At 57.1% G+C, this 17192-nt stretch carries 13 protein-coding genes, 2 tRNA genes and 3 rRNA genes; 8 read left to right on the top strand and 10 right to left on the bottom strand.

Annotated features, from left to right (window positions below):
* Nucleotides 1-86 precede the first annotated feature (86 nt).
* The 6 genes from rrf to tyrS form a co-directional block, all read right to left on the bottom strand.
* Nucleotides 87-202 (bottom strand): 5S ribosomal RNA (gene rrf / locus BLU37_RS10470).
* Between the two features lie 148 nt (nt 203-350).
* A 23S ribosomal RNA gene (locus BLU37_RS10465) occupies nt 351-3241 on the bottom strand.
* A gap of 242 nt (nt 3242-3483) precedes the next feature.
* A tRNA-Ala gene (locus BLU37_RS10460) sits at nt 3484-3559 on the bottom strand.
* A gap of 36 nt (nt 3560-3595) precedes the next feature.
* A tRNA-Ile gene (locus BLU37_RS10455) sits at nt 3596-3672 on the bottom strand.
* An 81-nt stretch (nt 3673-3753) separates the two neighbouring features.
* A 16S ribosomal RNA gene (locus BLU37_RS10450) occupies nt 3754-5290 on the bottom strand.
* The 16S, 23S and 5S rRNA genes sit together here with 2 tRNA genes alongside, the layout of an rRNA operon.
* Nucleotides 5291-5862: 572 nt before the next feature.
* On the bottom strand, nt 5863-7062 hold the full coding sequence (gene tyrS / locus BLU37_RS10440; protein ID WP_019360709.1) for a tyrosine--tRNA ligase: 1200 nt from the start codon (nt 7060-7062) through the stop codon (nt 5863-5865).
* A 210-nt stretch (nt 7063-7272) separates the two neighbouring features.
* On the opposite strand from tyrS, the gene BLU37_RS10435 reads away from it, so the two are divergent.
* On the top strand, nt 7273-8691 hold the full coding sequence (locus BLU37_RS10435; RefSeq protein WP_090204634.1) for a peptidoglycan DD-metalloendopeptidase family protein: 1419 nt from the start codon (nt 7273-7275) through the stop codon (nt 8689-8691).
* A gap of 3 nt (nt 8692-8694) precedes the next feature.
* On the top strand, nt 8695-9786 hold the full coding sequence (locus tag BLU37_RS10430; RefSeq protein ID WP_090204631.1) for an anhydro-N-acetylmuramic acid kinase: 1092 nt from the start codon (nt 8695-8697) through the stop codon (nt 9784-9786).
* 61 nt (nt 9787-9847) lie between these two features.
* Here BLU37_RS10430 and erpA read toward each other — a convergent pair whose 3' ends face one another.
* The gene (gene erpA, locus BLU37_RS10425) at nt 9848-10198 is read right to left on the bottom strand and encodes an iron-sulfur cluster insertion protein ErpA (RefSeq protein WP_003228776.1); all 351 of its coding nucleotides are present in this window, start codon (nt 10196-10198) and stop codon (nt 9848-9850) included.
* Nucleotides 10199-10365: 167 nt separating this feature from the next.
* On the bottom strand, nt 10366-11400 hold the full coding sequence (argC, locus tag BLU37_RS10420; RefSeq protein WP_090204628.1) for an N-acetyl-gamma-glutamyl-phosphate reductase: 1035 nt from the start codon (nt 11398-11400) through the stop codon (nt 10366-10368).
* Nucleotides 11401-11534: 134 nt separating this feature from the next.
* Here argC and hemJ point away from each other — a divergent pair, with 134 nt between their 5' ends.
* The 5 genes from hemJ to coq7 all read left to right on the top strand — a co-directional run bounded on the left by hemJ (nt 11535) and on the right by coq7 (nt 15093).
* The gene (gene hemJ / locus BLU37_RS10415; protein ID WP_090204625.1) at nt 11535-11966 is read left to right on the top strand and encodes a protoporphyrinogen oxidase HemJ; all 432 of its coding nucleotides are present in this window, start codon (nt 11535-11537) and stop codon (nt 11964-11966) included.
* A 185-nt stretch (nt 11967-12151) separates the two neighbouring features.
* The gene (locus tag BLU37_RS10410) at nt 12152-12994 is read left to right on the top strand and encodes a DUF805 domain-containing protein (RefSeq protein ID WP_090204623.1); all 843 of its coding nucleotides are present in this window, start codon (nt 12152-12154) and stop codon (nt 12992-12994) included.
* Nucleotides 12995-13116: 122 nt separating this feature from the next.
* Nucleotides 13117-13905, top strand: a complete 789-nt coding sequence (locus BLU37_RS10405; RefSeq protein ID WP_090204620.1) for an SDR family NAD(P)-dependent oxidoreductase — start codon at nt 13117-13119, stop codon at nt 13903-13905.
* Nucleotides 13906-13969: 64 nt separating this feature from the next.
* Nucleotides 13970-14308: a histidine triad nucleotide-binding protein gene (locus BLU37_RS10400; protein WP_090204618.1), complete on the top strand. Its 339-nt coding sequence runs from the start codon at nt 13970-13972 to the stop codon at nt 14306-14308.
* A 137-nt stretch (nt 14309-14445) separates the two neighbouring features.
* Entirely contained in the window at nt 14446-15093 is a 648-nt protein-coding gene (coq7, locus tag BLU37_RS10395) for a 2-polyprenyl-3-methyl-6-methoxy-1,4-benzoquinone monooxygenase (protein WP_090204615.1), read from the top strand.
* A 107-nt stretch (nt 15094-15200) separates the two neighbouring features.
* Here the strand turns inward: coq7 and BLU37_RS10390 are convergent, their stop codons facing one another.
* Nucleotides 15201-15623, bottom strand: a complete 423-nt coding sequence (locus BLU37_RS10390; RefSeq protein WP_010444163.1) for an OsmC family protein — start codon at nt 15621-15623, stop codon at nt 15201-15203.
* 208 nt (nt 15624-15831) lie between these two features.
* Here BLU37_RS10390 and crp point away from each other — a divergent pair, with 208 nt between their 5' ends.
* Nucleotides 15832-16476, top strand: a complete 645-nt coding sequence (gene crp, locus BLU37_RS10385; RefSeq protein WP_010444164.1) for a cAMP-activated global transcriptional regulator CRP — start codon at nt 15832-15834, stop codon at nt 16474-16476.
* Here crp and BLU37_RS10380 read toward each other — a convergent pair.
* A complete protein-coding gene (locus tag BLU37_RS10380) occupies nt 16473-17174 on the bottom strand; it encodes a lipoate--protein ligase family protein (RefSeq protein WP_090204612.1) in 702 nt (233 codons plus the stop codon). The two genes, crp and BLU37_RS10380, sit on opposite strands and share 4 nt — an antisense overlap.
* Nucleotides 17175-17192: the final 18 nt, after the last annotated feature.

Genomic DNA, 17192 nt, shown 5'->3' with positions numbered 1-17192 from the left:
GAGCCGGTTCATTGCATAGAAAACATGGGAAGACCCCAAAAACAAAACCCCTACCTGCATAAGCAGATAGGGGTTTCGGAATTTAATCTTGACGATGACCTACTCTCACATGGGGAAACCCCACACTACCATCGGCGATGCATCGTTTCACTGCTGAGTTCGGGATGGGATCAGGTGGTTCCAATGCTCTATGGTCGTCAAGAAATTCGGGTACCGAATCGAGGCCGTTGGCCGCGCTTCAGCAAATTGGGTATGTGACAGCTTTTGGTGTTGTGAGTCGCAAACTTTCGGTTCACTTCGTCTTCATACACCGCAATCTGGCCTTTCGACTCAAATTGCTTGGGTGTTATATGGTCAAGCCTCACGGGCAATTAGTATGGGTTAGCTCAACGCCTCACAGCGCTTACACACCCCACCTATCAACGTCGTAGTCTTCGACGGCCCTTCAGGGAACTCAAGGTTCCAGTGAGATCTCATCTTGAGGCTAGTTTCCCGCTTAGATGCTTTCAGCGGTTATCTATTCCGAACATAGCTACCCGGCAATGCCACTGGCGTGACAACCGGAACACCAGAGGTTCGTCCACTCCGGTCCTCTCGTACTAGGAGCAGCCCCTCTCAAATCTCAAACGTCCACGGCAGATAGGGACCGAACTGTCTCACGACGTTCTAAACCCAGCTCGCGTACCACTTTAAATGGCGAACAGCCATACCCTTGGGACCGGCTTCAGCCCCAGGATGTGATGAGCCGACATCGAGGTGCCAAACACCGCCGTCGATATGAACTCTTGGGCGGTATCAGCCTGTTATCCCCGGAGTACCTTTTATCCGTTGAGCGATGGCCCTTCCATACAGAACCACCGGATCACTAAGACCTACTTTCGTACCTGCTCGACGTGTCTGTCTCGCAGTCAAGCGCGCTTTTGCCTTTATACTCTACGACCGATTTCCGACCGGTCTGAGCGCACCTTCGTACTCCTCCGTTACTCTTTAGGAGGAGACCGCCCCAGTCAAACTACCCACCATACACTGTCCTCGATCCGGATAACGGACCTGAGTTAGAACCTCAAAGTTGCCAGGGTGGTATTTCAAGGATGGCTCCACGCAGACTGGCGTCCACGCTTCAAAGCCTCCCACCTATCCTACACAAGCAAATTCAAAGTCCAGTGCAAAGCTATAGTAAAGGTTCACGGGGTCTTTCCGTCTAGCCGCGGATACACTGCATCTTCACAGCGATTTCAATTTCACTGAGTCTCGGGTGGAGACAGCGCCGCCATCGTTACGCCATTCGTGCAGGTCGGAACTTACCCGACAAGGAATTTCGCTACCTTAGGACCGTTATAGTTACGGCCGCCGTTTACCGGGGCTTCGATCAAGAGCTTCGCGTTAGCTAACCCCATCAATTAACCTTCCGGCACCGGGCAGGCGTCACACCCTATACGTCCACTTTCGTGTTTGCAGAGTGCTGTGTTTTTAATAAACAGTCGCAGCGGCCTGGTATCTTCGACCGGCATGGGCTTACGGAGCAAGTCCTTCACCCTCACCGGCGCACCTTCTCCCGAAGTTACGGTGCCATTTTGCCTAGTTCCTTCACCCGAGTTCTCTCAAGCGCCTTGGTATTCTCTACCTAACCACCTGTGTCGGTTTGGGGTACGGTTCCTGATTATCTGAAGCTTAGAAGCTTTTCTTGGAAGCATGGCATCAACCACTTCGCGTCCTAAAGGACACTCGTCATCAGCTCTCGGCCTTAAGATCCCGGATTTACCTAAGATCTCAGCCTACCACCTTAAACTTGGACAACCAACGCCAAGCTGGCCTAGCCTTCTCCGTCCCTCCATCGCAATAACCAGAAGTACAGGAATATTAACCTGTTTTCCATCGACTACGCTTTTCAGCCTCGCCTTAGGGACCGACTAACCCTGCGTCGATTAACGTTGCGCAGGAAACCTTGGTCTTTCGGCGTGGGTGTTTTTCACACCCATTGTCGTTACTCATGTCAGCATTCGCACTTCTGATACCTCCAGCAAGCTTCTCAACTCACCTTCACAGGCTTACAGAACGCTCCTCTACCGCATCACTTGCGTGATACCCGTAGCTTCGGTGCATGGTTTGAGCCCCGTTACATCTTCCGCGCAGGCCGACTCGACTAGTGAGCTATTACGCTTTCTTTAAAGGGTGGCTGCTTCTAAGCCAACCTCCTAGCTGTCTAAGCCTTCCCACATCGTTTCCCACTTAACCATGACTTTGGGACCTTAGCTGACGGTCTGGGTTGTTTCCCTTTTCACGACGGACGTTAGCACCCGCCGTGTGTCTCCCATGCTCGGCACTTGTAGGTATTCGGAGTTTGCATCGGTTTGGTAAGTCGGGATGACCCCCTAGCCGAAACAGTGCTCTACCCCCTACAGTGATACATGAGGCGCTACCTAAATAGCTTTCGAGGAGAACCAGCTATCTCCGAGCTTGATTAGCCTTTCACTCCGATCCACAGGTCATCCGCTAACTTTTCAACGGTAGTCGGTTCGGTCCTCCAGTCAGTGTTACCTAACCTTCAACCTGCCCATGGATAGATCGCCCGGTTTCGGGTCTATACCCAGCGACTAAACGCCCTATTAAGACTCGCTTTCGCTACGCCTCCCCTATTCGGTTAAGCTCGCCACTGAATATAAGTCGCTGACCCATTATACAAAAGGTACGCAGTCACAGAACAAAGTCTGCTCCCACTGCTTGTACGCATACGGTTTCAGGATCTATTTCACTCCCCTCTCCGGGGTTCTTTTCGCCTTTCCCTCACGGTACTAGTTCACTATCGGTCAGTCAGTAGTATTTAGCCTTGGAGGATGGTCCCCCCATATTCAGACAAGGTTTCTCGTGCCCCGTCCTACTCGATTTCATGACTAAGAGACTTTCGCGTACAGGGCTATCACCCACTATGGCCGCACTTTCCAGAGCGTTCCGCTAATCTCAAAGCCACTTAAGGGCTGGTCCCCGTTCGCTCGCCACTACTAAGGGAATCTCGGTTGATTTCTTTTCCTCAGGGTACTTAGATGTTTCAGTTCCCCTGGTTCGCCTCTTGCACCTATGTATTCAGTACAAGATAACCATCTTGTGATGGCTGGGTTCCCCCATTCAGACATCTCCGGATCAAAGTCTGTTTGCCGACTCCCCGAAGCTTTTCGCAGGCTACCACGTCTTTCATCGCCTCTGACTGCCAAGGCATCCACCGTATGCGCTTCTTCACTTGACCATATAACCCCAAGCAATCTGGTTATACTATGAAGACGACATTCGCCGAAAATTTGCAATTGCTCACAAATTTTACCTTAGCCTGATCCGTTACCAGTGAAAGTAACGTTCAGTCTATCTTTCTATCACATACCCAAATTTTTAAAGAACGATCTAATCAAAGACTAGAAATCAACATTCACCATCACAACGATGGAATGCTCATTTCTAAGCTTTAACGCAGAAACAGCTAACCGCAGTAAATGGTGGAGCCAAACGGGATCGAACCGTTGACCTCCTGCGTGCAAGGCAGGCGCTCTCCCAGCTGAGCTATGGCCCCGTATCGCTACAGGTTCCTACAACTTCCCACCTAAACTGGTGGGTCTGGGCAGATTCGAACTGCCGACCTCACCCTTATCAGGGGTGCGCTCTAACCAACTGAGCTACAGACCCAATATCGGGCTGCTTCTATCGTCTTCTTCAATGAATCAAGCAATTCGTGTGGGAACTTATGGTGCAGCTGATGTCGTCGATTAAGGAGGTGATCCAGCCGCAGGTTCCCCTACGGCTACCTTGTTACGACTTCACCCCAGTCATGAATCACACCGTGGTAACCGTCCTCCCGAAGGTTAGACTAGCTACTTCTGGTGCAACCCACTCCCATGGTGTGACGGGCGGTGTGTACAAGGCCCGGGAACGTATTCACCGCGACATTCTGATTCGCGATTACTAGCGATTCCGACTTCACGCAGTCGAGTTGCAGACTGCGATCCGGACTACGATCGGTTTTGTGGGATTAGCTCCACCTCGCGGCTTGGCAACCCTCTGTACCGACCATTGTAGCACGTGTGTAGCCCAGGCCGTAAGGGCCATGATGACTTGACGTCATCCCCACCTTCCTCCGGTTTGTCACCGGCAGTCTCCTTAGAGTGCCCACCATGACGTGCTGGTAACTAAGGACAAGGGTTGCGCTCGTTACGGGACTTAACCCAACATCTCACGACACGAGCTGACGACAGCCATGCAGCACCTGTGTCAGAGTTCCCGAAGGCACCAATCCATCTCTGGAAAGTTCTCTGCATGTCAAGGCCTGGTAAGGTTCTTCGCGTTGCTTCGAATTAAACCACATGCTCCACCGCTTGTGCGGGCCCCCGTCAATTCATTTGAGTTTTAACCTTGCGGCCGTACTCCCCAGGCGGTCAACTTAATGCGTTAGCTGCGCCACTAAGAACTCAAGGTTCCCAACGGCTAGTTGACATCGTTTACGGCGTGGACTACCAGGGTATCTAATCCTGTTTGCTCCCCACGCTTTCGCACCTCAGTGTCAGTATGAGTCCAGGTGGTCGCCTTCGCCACTGGTGTTCCTTCCTATATCTACGCATTTCACCGCTACACAGGAAATTCCACCACCCTCTACCCTACTCTAGCTCGCCAGTTTTGGATGCAGTTCCCAGGTTGAGCCCGGGGATTTCACATCCAACTTAACGAACCACCTACGCGCGCTTTACGCCCAGTAATTCCGATTAACGCTTGCACCCTCTGTATTACCGCGGCTGCTGGCACAGAGTTAGCCGGTGCTTATTCTGTCGGTAACGTCAAAACACTAACGTATTAGGTTAATGCCCTTCCTCCCAACTTAAAGTGCTTTACAATCCGAAGACCTTCTTCACACACGCGGCATGGCTGGATCAGGCTTTCGCCCATTGTCCAATATTCCCCACTGCTGCCTCCCGTAGGAGTCTGGACCGTGTCTCAGTTCCAGTGTGACTGATCATCCTCTCAGACCAGTTACGGATCGTCGCCTTGGTGAGCCATTACCTCACCAACTAGCTAATCCGACCTAGGCTCATCTGATAGCGCAAGGCCCGAAGGTCCCCTGCTTTCTCCCGTAGGACGTATGCGGTATTAGCGTTCCTTTCGAAACGTTGTCCCCCACTACCAGGCAGATTCCTAGGCATTACTCACCCGTCCGCCGCTGAATCGAAGAGCAAGCTCTTCTCATCCGCTCGACTTGCATGTGTTAGGCCTGCCGCCAGCGTTCAATCTGAGCCATGATCAAACTCTTCAGTTCAATACTGCTTGGGTTTTGAGAAAACCCTAAACTTGGCTCAGCAATCGTTGGTTACATCTTTGATTTCTCGCGGAGTAACTTGCGTTGCTGATAATCTAGTGACTATTCAGTCTGACACCACAAGCACCCACACGAATTGCTTGATTCAGTTGTTAAAGAGCGGTGGGTGAGCTGTTCGCTCAACCGAGGCGCGCATTCTACAGCAGCCTCATTTGCTGTCAAGTGATTATTTTCAGAAGTTTCAGAATTTCCTCTTCAACTTCAACCACTTGCGCTTCCGATCTCTCGTCAGCGGGAGGCGAATTCTACAGCGTTACACGCTGCTGTCAACACCTCTTTTACAGCTTGTTCCGTGCTTCGATGATCTGAAGCTGCACCGCCTGAAACTAGATAACTCATTGAATCTCAAGGAGTTTTCCGTTCTGGCTGCGCCGGAAGTGGGGCGAATTATAGGCCCCTGACAGCGAGCGTCAACCGTTATTTTCAGATTTCTGTCATAACGGTCGAAAAGCCCTTAAAAGCAGAAGGCCGGCCCCAAGGGGCCGGCCTTCTTATATAGCTCGCAACCCTGGTTACTCAGCTTTCAGAGTGACCCGAGCAAATGCCTTCTTGCCAGCCTGACAAACATGAGTGGCGCCCAGCTTGAAGATAAAGGCACGATCAACCGCCTCACCATCCACGCGCACACCACCGGAACCCAGCAAATCACGAGCAACCGCCGAATTCTTGACCAGACCTGCCTTATTAAGGATCGCCGCGATCGGCATATCTTCGGCAGCAGTCAGCTCGACCTCCGGCAAATCGTCCGGCAGCTCGCCATCCTTCATGCGGTTACCCGCACCACGATGGGCATTGGCCGCCGCCTCTTCACCATGGAAACGGGCAACGATCTCTTCGGCCAGCAGAATCTTGATGTCCCGCGGATTGGCACCCGCCTCGACATCCTTGCGCAACTGATTGATCTCATCCATCGAACGGAAGCTCAGCAATTCGAAGTAGCGCCACATCAGCGCATCGGGAATCGAAACCAGCTTGCCGTACATCACGCCCGGCGCCTCCTGGATACCCACATAGTTACCCAGGGACTTGGACATCTTCTTCACACCATCCAGGCCTTCGAGCAACGGCATGGTGAGAATGCACTGTGCTTCCTGCCCATAGGCGCGCTGCAACTCACGCCCCATCAGCAGGTTGAATTTCTGGTCGGTACCGCCCAGCTCGATATCGGCACGCAATGCCACCGAGTCGTAGCCTTGCACCAGGGGATAAAGGAACTCATGGATCGCAATCGGCTGATTCGAGCTGTAGCGCTTATCGAAGTCATCCCGCTCGAGCATCCGTGCCACGGTGTATTGCGAAGTCAGGCGAATGAAATCCGCCGGTCCCATCTGGTCCATCCAGGTGGAGTTGAACGCCACCTCGGTCTTGGCCGGATCGAGAATCTTGAATACCTGGGTCTTGTAGGTCTCGGCGTTGTCGAGCACCTGCTCACGCGTCAACGGTGGACGCGTTGCACTCTTGCCGCTCGGATCACCGATCATGCCGGTGAAGTCGCCTATAAGGAAAATGACCTGATGCCCCAGATCCTGGAACTGGCGCAGCTTATTGATAAGCACCGTATGACCCAGGTGCAGGTCCGGCGCCGTCGGATCGAAGCCAGCCTTGATACGCAGCGGCTGGCCGCGCTTGAGCTTCTCGACCAACTCCGACTCGACCAACAACTCTTCCGCACCACGCTTGATCAGCGCTAGCTGCTCTTCAACCGACTTCATAACCAACCTGCAAGGCTCAGATTCAAAGGGATCCAACCATACAAGATCGCAGCCCAATTACAAGTTTTGCCCGGCGTACGGCCAAGATCGGGCCCGCCGACACATGACAGACTTGCTTCAATGATGTTTTGGTTATATTTTATACAGTTATTTCATCTTCATCATGTCATTCATCTTTTCCAATTCATCTTTTTCAAAGTCAAATTACTCATGAGCACAGAACCGACTAAAGCGCCGCCGCTTTATCCGAAGACCCACCTGCTGGCCGCCAGTGGTATCGCAGCCCTTCTCAGCCTGGCCCTGCTGGTCTTTCCTTCCAGCGATGTCGAAGCCAAAAAAACCACCCTGAGCCTTGAACTGGAAACACCTGCGGCTCAACTGACACAAGACAATGACGCTGCAGAGCTCGATCAGGCCACAAATGAAGGCAACCCATCGCCTTTCGCCCAGATCGAAAACAGCGACGACGAGAGCAAAAACACCGCAAAAAGCGACCCGGCGCCAGTTGCACCAGAGAAAAAGGCCCCCGGCCACCGCGAAGTGACCGTAACCCGTGGCGATACACTCTCCACCCTGTTCGAAAAGGTCGGACTGCCTGCCGGCGCCGTGCATGAAGTACTGGCAAGCGATAAGCAGGCCAAACAGTTTTCGCAGCTCAAGCACGGCCAGAAACTGGAGTTCGAACTGAGCCCGGATGGCCAGTTGAACAACCTGCACAGTCGGATCAGCGACCTGGAAACCATCACCCTGACCAAGGGCCCGAAAGGCTTTACCTTCAATCGCGTGGTCACCAAGCCAACCGTCCAGTCGGCTTATGTACACGGCGTGATCAATAGTTCCCTGTCTCTCTCCGCCCAGCGCGCCGGCATGCCCCACAGCCTGACCCGCGAGATGGCCAGCGTATTCGGCTACGACATCGATTTCGCCCAGGACATTCGCCCAGGCGACGAATTCGAAGTCATCTACGAACAGAAAGTGCTCAACGGCAAGACTGTCGGTACCGGCAATATCCTTTCCGCACGCTTCACCAACCGCGGCAAGGTCTATACCGCCGTGCGCTACACCAACAAGCAAGGTACTAGCAACTACTACACCGCTGACGGCAACAGCATGCGCAAGGCCTTCATCCGTACCCCGGTGGACTTCGCCCGCATCAGCTCGCGCTTCTCCATGGGCCGCAAACACCCGATCCTGAACAAGATCCGCGCCCACAAAGGTGTCGACTACGCCGCCCCACGCGGCACGCCGATCAAGGCTGCCGGCGACGGCAAGGTGATCCTGGCTGGCCGCCGCGGCGGTTACGGCAACACAGTGATCATCCAGCACGGCAATACTTACCGCACCCTCTACGGTCATATGCAAGGTTTCGCCAAAGGCGTCCAGACCGGCAGCAACGTCAAGCAGGGCCAGGTGATCGGTTATATCGGCACCACCGGCCTGTCGACCGGCCCGCATTTGCACTACGAGTTCCAGGTCAACGGCGTTCACGTCGACCCGCTGAGCCAGAAACTGCCCATGGCCGACCCAATTGCCAAATCCGAGCGCACCCGCTTCCTGCAACAGAGCCAGCCACTGATGGCGCGCATGGACCAGGAAAAAGGCACCAAGCTCGCTTCGGCCAAGCGCTAAGCCATGGCGCTCTATATCGGCGTGATGTCCGGCACCAGCCTCGATGGGCTGGATATCGCGCTGATCGAGCTGAACAGCGGTATCAAGCTGCAGGCCACCCACTACATTCCCATGCCTGAAGCGCTGCGGGCCGAATTGCTCGGTCTCTGCGCCAGCGGCCCGGATGAAATCGCCCGGGCCGCGATAGCGGAACACAACTGGGCGACCCTGGCCGCTCAGGGCGTCAACACCCTCCTCGGTCGCCAGTCACTCGCCGCAGAATCGATTCGTGCCATCGGCAGCCATGGCCAGACAATTCGCCACGAACCGGCCCGCGGCTTCACCGTACAGATCGGCAACCCGGCACTGCTGGCCGAACTGACCGGAATCAGCGTTGTCGGTGATTTCCGTCGGCGTGATGTGGCGGCTGGCGGCCAGGGCGCACCGCTGGTTCCGGCCTTCCATGAAGCCTTGTTCGAGAAACGCAGCGCGAACTGTGCGGTGTTGAATATCGGCGGTTTCAGCAATCTGAGCCTGATCGAGCCGGATAAGCCCGTCTCGGGTTTCGACTGCGGCCCCGGCAACGTGTTGCTGGACGCCTGGATTCACGATCAGCGCGGCGAGATCTACGACCGCAGCGGTCAATGGGCAGCCAGCGGCCAGGTCGAGCCACAGTTGCTGCAGACCCTGCTGAGCGATCCGTTCTTCCAGACCACCGGTCCCAAAAGCACCGGACGGGAAGTGTTCAACCTGAACTGGCTCAAGCAGCACCTGGGGCGTCTGCCCACCTACCGCGCCGAGAACGTGCAAGCCACCCTGCTCGAACTGACCGCGCAAAGTATTATCGAGTCACTGACCCAGGCCCAGACGGGCACCGAAGAGCTGCTGGTCTGCGGTGGTGGCGCCCATAACACGACGCTGATGGCACGCCTGGGCCAACTGCTGCCAGGGGCCAAAGTCGCCAGCACCGCAACCCATGGCGTCGATCCCGACTGGGTGGAAGCCATGGCCTTCGCCTGGCTGGCCCACTGCTGCCTTGCAGGCATCCCGACCAATCGCCCCAGCGTGACCGGCGCCCGCGGCCTGAGGGTACTGGGCGCGATCTACCCGGCCTGAACCCCACACAGCAAGACGCCGCGAACATTCGCGGCGTTTTGCTCAAGCGTTCACTGATCTGTCAGATCGAGAACGACGAACCGCAACCACAGGTCGTGGTGGCATTCGGGTTCTTGATCACAAACCGCGAACCTTCCAGACCTTCCTGGTAATCGACCTCCGCACCGGCCAGGTACTGGAAGCTCATCGGATCGACCACCAGGCTGACGCCTTCGCGCTCAACGATGGTGTCGTCTTCGGCCACATCCTCATCGAAGGTGAAACCGTACTGAAACCCTGAACAACCACCGCCCGTAACGAATACGCGCAGCTTCAAGCGATCATTACCCTCTTCATCGACCAGGCTCTTCACCTTGTGCGCGGCACCTTGGGTGAATTGCAAAGCCGTGGGGGTGAAGGATTCGACGCTCATGCTGACTATCTCCCGGCGTTACGCCGCCATTGCGTGATGGCGTGCATTATCCGCTTCTCCTAGAAAAGCGGTCAACTATTGTTAGGGTATATCAATAAACCGGCAGCACACTGCACAATGCAAAAAGGCCCGCATCGCGGGCCTTCCTGGTCAGCCGTTAACGGCTGTTACGGCAACATGCCGGCATGGGAGAGACCCAACCGCTCGTCCAGGCCGAACAGAATGTTCAGGTTCTGCACCGCCTGGCCCGAAGCGCCCTTGACCAGGTTGTCGATCACCGACAATACCACTACCAGATCACCGTCCTGCGGCCGGTGCACGGCGATCCGGCACACGTTCGCGCCACGAACGCTGCGGGTTTCCGGGTGGCTGCCAGCCGGCATCACATCCACGAACGGCTCGTTGGCATAACGTTTTTCGAACAATGCCTGCAGATCGACAGAACGATCGACCACGGTCGCGTACAGAGTGGAATGAATGCCACGGATCATCGGCGTCAGGTGTGGAACGAAGGTCAGACCGACATCCTTGCCAGCGGCACGGCGCAGGCCCTGGCGAATTTCCGGCAGATGACGGTGGCCCTTGACGGCATAGGCCTTGAAGCTCTCCGAGGTCTCGGAATACAGCGAGCCAACACTGGCACCACGACCGGCACCGCTGATACCGGACTTGCAGTCGGCGATCAACCGCGAAGCATCGGCCAGGCCGGCCTCCAGCAGCGGCAGGAAACCCAGTTGGGTCGCGGTTGGATAGCAACCCGGTACGGCGATCAGACGCGCCTGGCGAATCTTCTCGCGGTTCACTTCCGGCAGGCCATAGACCGCCTCGTCCAGCAGCGCTGGCGCGCCGTGCGGCTGACCGTACCACTTGGCCCATTCATCGGCGTCCTGCAGACGGAAGTCGGCGGACAGGTCGATAACCTTGGTCCCGGCGGACAGCAACTCGCCAGCCAGGGCATGGGCAACACCGTGCGGCGTGGCAAAGAACACCACATCACAGGCACCCAGAGTCTGGACATCCGGCACGCTGAACTTGAGGCCATCGTAATGACCGCGCAGGTTCGGATACATATCGGCCACGGCAAGCCCGGCCTCGGATCGGGAGGTAATGACCACCACCTCTGCCTGCGGGTGCTGCGCCAACAGACGCAGCAATTCGACACCGGTGTAACCCGTGCCGCCGACGATACCGACCTTGACCATGACCTGCCCCTCAACGAACCCACTGGAAAGCCAACGATAATAGGACGCGCGCAAGCCTGCGACAACCGCCAACGTGACGCGCGCACGCTCAAACCACTACTATTTGATCCACCGTGAACCTGGAAATAATCAAAATGCTCTATCTGTGGCTCAAAGCGTTTCACATCGTCAGTGTCGTCTGCTGGTTTGCCGGCCTGTTCTACCTGCCGCGACTGTTCGTCTATCACGCCCAGAGCGAGGACACCATCAGCAAGGAACGCTTCAGTGTCATGGAGCGCAAGCTGTACCGCGGCATCATGGGGCCGGCGATGATCGCCACGTTGATCTTCGGCGGCTGGCTGATCAGCCTCAATCCCGGCGCCTACTTCAGCCAAGGCGGCTGGATGCATGCCAAACTGACACTGGTGGTCCTGCTGATCGGTTACCACCATATGTGCGGCGCCCAGGTGAAGCGCTTTGCCCGAGGCGAGAACACCCGCAGTCATGTCTTTTATCGCTGGTTCAATGAAGTGCCGGTGGTGATATTGCTGGCCATTGTCATTCTGGTCGTGGTCAGACCGTTTTAAGGCAACAAGCTGCCACTCCCGAGGCATCGACGAGGTCGCTGCCCCTGCTGCTGGAACAACGACGGCGCCGTCTCTCGTGACGCCGTCGTTGTTCCCGCTCGCCGACCCGCACTGATCCTGGCAGGCAGGCATCTCGCGAGCCTACACTACGCGTTATCCATCAGAGCCGTGACAGGGATGCCTCAATGAGCAACACCCGCTTCAAAATCGTATTCGACGGCACCTTGCTGCCTGGCGTGGAACAGACCACCGCCCAGTTCAACCTGGCCGAACTGTTCAAGAGCGACGTCGCCTCCGTGGAGAAACTCTTCAATGGCCAACCGATTGCGCTCAAGCGCGATCTTTCAGCCAGCGAGGCGCAGAGCTATCTCGAAGCCCTGCGCAACACAGGGGTCGATGCACGCATCGTCGAGGAAACACCGACTGGCGAACTGAGCCTGGCTGATGTCAACGAACTGCCCGCCAGTGTGCCACCTCAAGCCATCGGCGAGTCCCATTCGTCTTACGCTCCACCGCCGGCCAGCAGTGAGGCGTATTCACCGTATGCGCCACCTGCCGCCAAGGTCGCTGAAATGCTGCCTACCTTTGGACCGCTAAAGGTATTCACCCTCAACGGCCGGATCGGGCGGCTGCGCTACCTGGCCTGGAGCATGACGGCAGCGCTGGCGACACTCGTGCTGATAATGCTGTTGGTCAGCGTCCTGAGAGGTTTTGCGGTCGTGAGCGGCCTGGCAATCATCGTCGCCGTGGCCTTCTACATACTGCTGACCATCCAGATCGCCGTGCAACGCCTGCACGATATCGGCTGGTCCGGCTGGCTCTGGCTGCTCACGCTGGTACCCATCGCTGGTTATGTGCTCCCCTTCGTCCTGATGTTCTATCCAGGTAATGTTTCGGCCAACAGGTACGGTGCTCCGCCGCCGCCCAACAGCAAGGCGGTCAAGGTGCTTTCGATTGTGGCAACCTTCTTCGTCTTCCTGATCGGCGTGTTGTTCGCGCTGGGTACCGCCCTCGTCAAGCACACCTAGGCCGGCCTGGTCGAGAGCAGCGCCAAGTCACCTTGGCCCCTGTAGACTGTCGACAAAACAAACAGCGCTGACCTTGCGACCTACCGGCCCCGAGGCTGCGCGCCGTTGCCATGGAGAACTGCATGACCCGTTACGCCCTGATCACCGGCGCCTCCAGCGGTATCGGCCTGGCCCTGGCCGAAGCCCTGGCGCGCCGCGGTCGCAACCTGATCCTGGTTGCCCGTCAACGTGATCGGCTGGAAAGCATTGCCATCGAACTGACCCAGCGCTTCGGCGTCGAGGTGCTGTTCCGCGCCTGTGACCTGAGCGAACCGCTGCGCCTGTCCGGTTTCCTGCTGGAACTGGAAGAAGGCACGCATCCGATCGACCTGCTGGTCAATTGCGCCGGCATCGGCACCTGCGGCCCATTCCTCGCCCAGGACTGGGGCACCGAGCAGGACCTGATCGAAGTGAATGTCCTCGCCCTCACGCGCCTGTGCCACTCCCTCGGCAACCTGATGGCGATACAGGGCGGCGGGCAGATCCTCAACGTTGCCTCGATCGCCGCGTTCCACCCGGCGCCGTGGATGAGCAGCTATTACGCCAGCAAGGCTTATGTCCTGCACTTCAGTGAAGGGCTGCGCGAAGAACTGAAGAAAACCGGGATCAAGGTTTCAGTGCTCTGCCCCGGCCTGACCCGTACCGCCTTCTTTGATACCGCCCAATTGCAAACCGACAAGCTCAAGCACAGCAAGCTGATGATGAGCCCCGAGGAAGTTGCGCTGTACACGGTACGTGCCCTGGACAAGAACCGCGCGATCATCATCCCCGGTTGGCGCAATCGCTGGCTGACCCGTTTGCCCCGCCTGGGCAGTCGCTGGATGATCCGCAAGCTGGCCGGCCTGATTACCCGGACATACTGCCCACGCTGACACTTGAACTCGCAGGCCGCAGCAGACAGACTCCGGCCCATCCCACCCAAATGGAGAAACCGTTGTGGATACTCTGTTCACCAAGATCATCAACCGGGAAATACCCGCGAAGATCATCTACGAAGACGACCAGGTCCTGGCGTTTCACGATATTGCCCCGCAAGCACCGGTGCATTTCCTGGTCATTCCGAAGAAGCCGATTGCGACCCTCAATGACCTGACCGAGGAAGACAAGGCATTGGCCGGGCATATCCTGTTCACGGCCCAACGCCTGGCCCTGGAGCAGGGTTGCAAGGAAGGCTTTCGCGTGGTGATGAACTGCAACGAGAAGGGTGGCCAGACGGTTTACCACATTCACATGCATGTGCTGGGTCAGCGCCAGATGAACTGGCCGCCGGGCTGATACGCCGATTTCAGGAGCAGACTGGGTGGCGCTGCGCTTGCGGGTGATAGCGCCCGCCCATCCTGCCGATGACCCAGCTCAAACCTTCCGCTACGGATTGGGGTAAACTGCCGACAGAGATTCTTCTGGAGGTCAGCATGACTACCCAACGTCACTACTCGCCGATTGACCGCCTGCTGCTGCAAGCCGATGCCGCCATGCGCACCTTGCTCCCGTTCAGCGGCCAGCCCTATCGACCCTCGCCGGCGATCGTCCAGCCCGAAGCGCAGATGAGCGAGGAAGATACCCGCCATGTTGCCGGTCTGATGCGCATCAACCATACCGGCGAAGTCTGTGCCCAGGCGCTGTACCAGGGCCAGGCGCTGACCGCCAAGCTGCCCCACGTACGCGCGGCCATGGAGCACGCAGCCGAAGAAGAAATCGATCATCTGGCCTGGTGCGAACAACGTATCCGCCAACTGGGCAGCAGTCCGAGTGTGCTCAATCCAATGTTCTATGGCCTGTCATTCGGCATCGGTGCGGTGGCCGGACTGATCAGCGACAAGGTCAGCCTCGGATTCGTCGCCGCGACCGAAGATCAGGTCTGCAAGCACCTGAACGAACACCTCGAGCAATTGCCTGCCGAAGACGAAAAATCCCGGGCGATTCTTGAACAGATGCGTATCGACGAGGAACATCATGCCGAAGTGGCGCTCGACGCAGGCGGCTTCCGTTTCCCGGCACCCGTGAAATTCGGCATGAGCCTGCTGGCCAAGGTCATGACCAAGAGCACCTATCGTATCTGAAACCGCAGGCCTTGATTGAAGTGGCCACCTGTTCGCGGCGATATGCCTTGGATGTGAATCCCCCTTGTGGGAGCAGGACTCATCCGCGAACAAGGCCCACGGTGATCTCAGCCGAGTTCGACGATCTCGTAGTCATGACTGATAGCAACCCCGGCAGCGCCGAGCATGATCGAGGCCGAACAGTACTTCTCGGCAGACAGTTCGATCGCCCGCTTGACCTGGGTTTCCTTCAGGCCACGGCCCTTGACCACGAAATGCAGGTGGATCTTGGTGAACACTTTCGGATCTTCACTGGCCCGTTCGGCTTCGAGGAAAGCCTCACAGCTCTCGACCGGCTGGCGCGCCTTCTTCAGAATGCTGACCACATCGAAGTTGCTGCAACCGCCCAACCCCAGCAAGACCATTTCCATGGGGCGCACACCCAGATTACGGCCACCGCTTTCCGGCGGACCGTCCATTACCACCACATGCCCGCTACCCGACTCTCCGAGGAACATGGCTTCGCCAGCCCATTGGATGCGTGCCTTCATCGCCAAGACTCCACTGATAAAAAAGGGCTATCAGCTTAGCACAGCGCCAGACAAGCTCAGGCGACGACTGGTTGGCCGGCGCGTTAAATTCCGTCATCACGGGACAACGCGTCTGTTAAGCTGACGCCAAATCGCTGGCGTTATGCCAGCTTTTTTTGGTTACGACAAAAAATCAAATCAAACCGCGCAGTCTTTCCGGGATACAAACATGGTTGCTCTGGCTTCCACCTCCAAGATCAAGAACCTCGACAAACTGCTGGCGCACTGCCAACGCCGTCGCCACCAGGCAAAGAGCAACATCATCTGCGCCGGGGATCGTTCGCAAACCCTGTTTTTCATCCTCAAGGGCTCGGTCACCATCCTCATCGAAGACGATGACGGACGAGAAATGATCATTGCCTATCTCAACGCCGGAGACTTTTTCGGTGAACTGGGACTGTTCGAGCAGGCCGGGCAGGAACAGGAGCGCAGTGCCTGGGTACGTGCCAAGGTCGAGTGTGAAGTGGCGGAAATCAGCTACGGCAAATTCCGCGAACTGGCCCAGCAGGACCCGGACATCCTCTATGCACTCAGCGGGCAGATGGCTCAGCGCTTGCGCAATACCACCCGCAAGGTCGGTGACCTGGCGTTCTTCGACGTCACAGGGCGTGTCGCTCGCTGCCTGCTGGACCTGTGCAAGCAACCGGACGCCATGACCCACCCGGACGGCATGCAGATAAAGATCACCCGCCAGGAGATCGGTCGCATCGTCGGTTGCTCACGGGAAATGGTTGGCCGGGTACTCAAGGATCTGGAAGAGCAGAGCCTGGTAAACGTCAAAGGCAAGACCATGGTGGTCTTCGGCACTCGCTAGGCCTTGAGCAAATCGGCCAGCAACTGCTGGTACGAGCCGGCCAACCGCTCAAGGAATAGCGGTGCCGGATAAACCTCATGCAAGGCAATATGGCTCGCGGCACGAACCCGCTGCTCCAGCTCACACGCCTGATTGAACCGATTGACCGCCGCAGCCATCGACTCACGCTCGTCGTCGATCAGCATCGCCCCATGCACCAACCCCACCGGACGCGTTCCCCCCCGACTCTGCCGCCAACGCTGAGCCGTGCCGACCAGTTTGCGGCCATTGAGGTTGACGTTGTAACGGCCATCGCAGAACGCCCCTTCGATTTCGCCCAGCGACGCGACGCCTCCCAGCTCATCCAGCGCAGCGCAGATCGGCTGACACAGACGCAGATAACCGGTTTCGATACGGTTCTGGTCTCCCTCGCTGCGCGGCGGCGCATAGACCAGGGCAATATTGACCGTCGACGACGACTGCGGAACCGGCTCGCCACCGGTTTCACGCAGTAGAACCGGCCAGCCGCTGGCGGCCAGCGCTTCACTGGCCTGTTCGAAGCCCGACAACCGACTCAAGCGCCGCGGCATGACCAGGGCGCGGTCGCTGGGTTGCCAGAACAGCAGCCCCCCATCGCGCTCACCGGCACACACCTCGGCCAGCAGATCCTGTTCGGCACGCAGGCCGACTTCGACGGTAAGTACAACAGGCAGAGTCATGGCAAAAAAATCCGTTTA

Origin of the sequence: Pseudomonas asplenii, assembly GCF_900105475.1 — a bacterium.
Taxonomy (GTDB): domain Bacteria; phylum Pseudomonadota; class Gammaproteobacteria; order Pseudomonadales; family Pseudomonadaceae; genus Aquipseudomonas; species Aquipseudomonas asplenii.
Note: the sequence above shows the minus strand (reverse complement) of the source record. Positions and strands in the feature narration are given on the sequence as shown.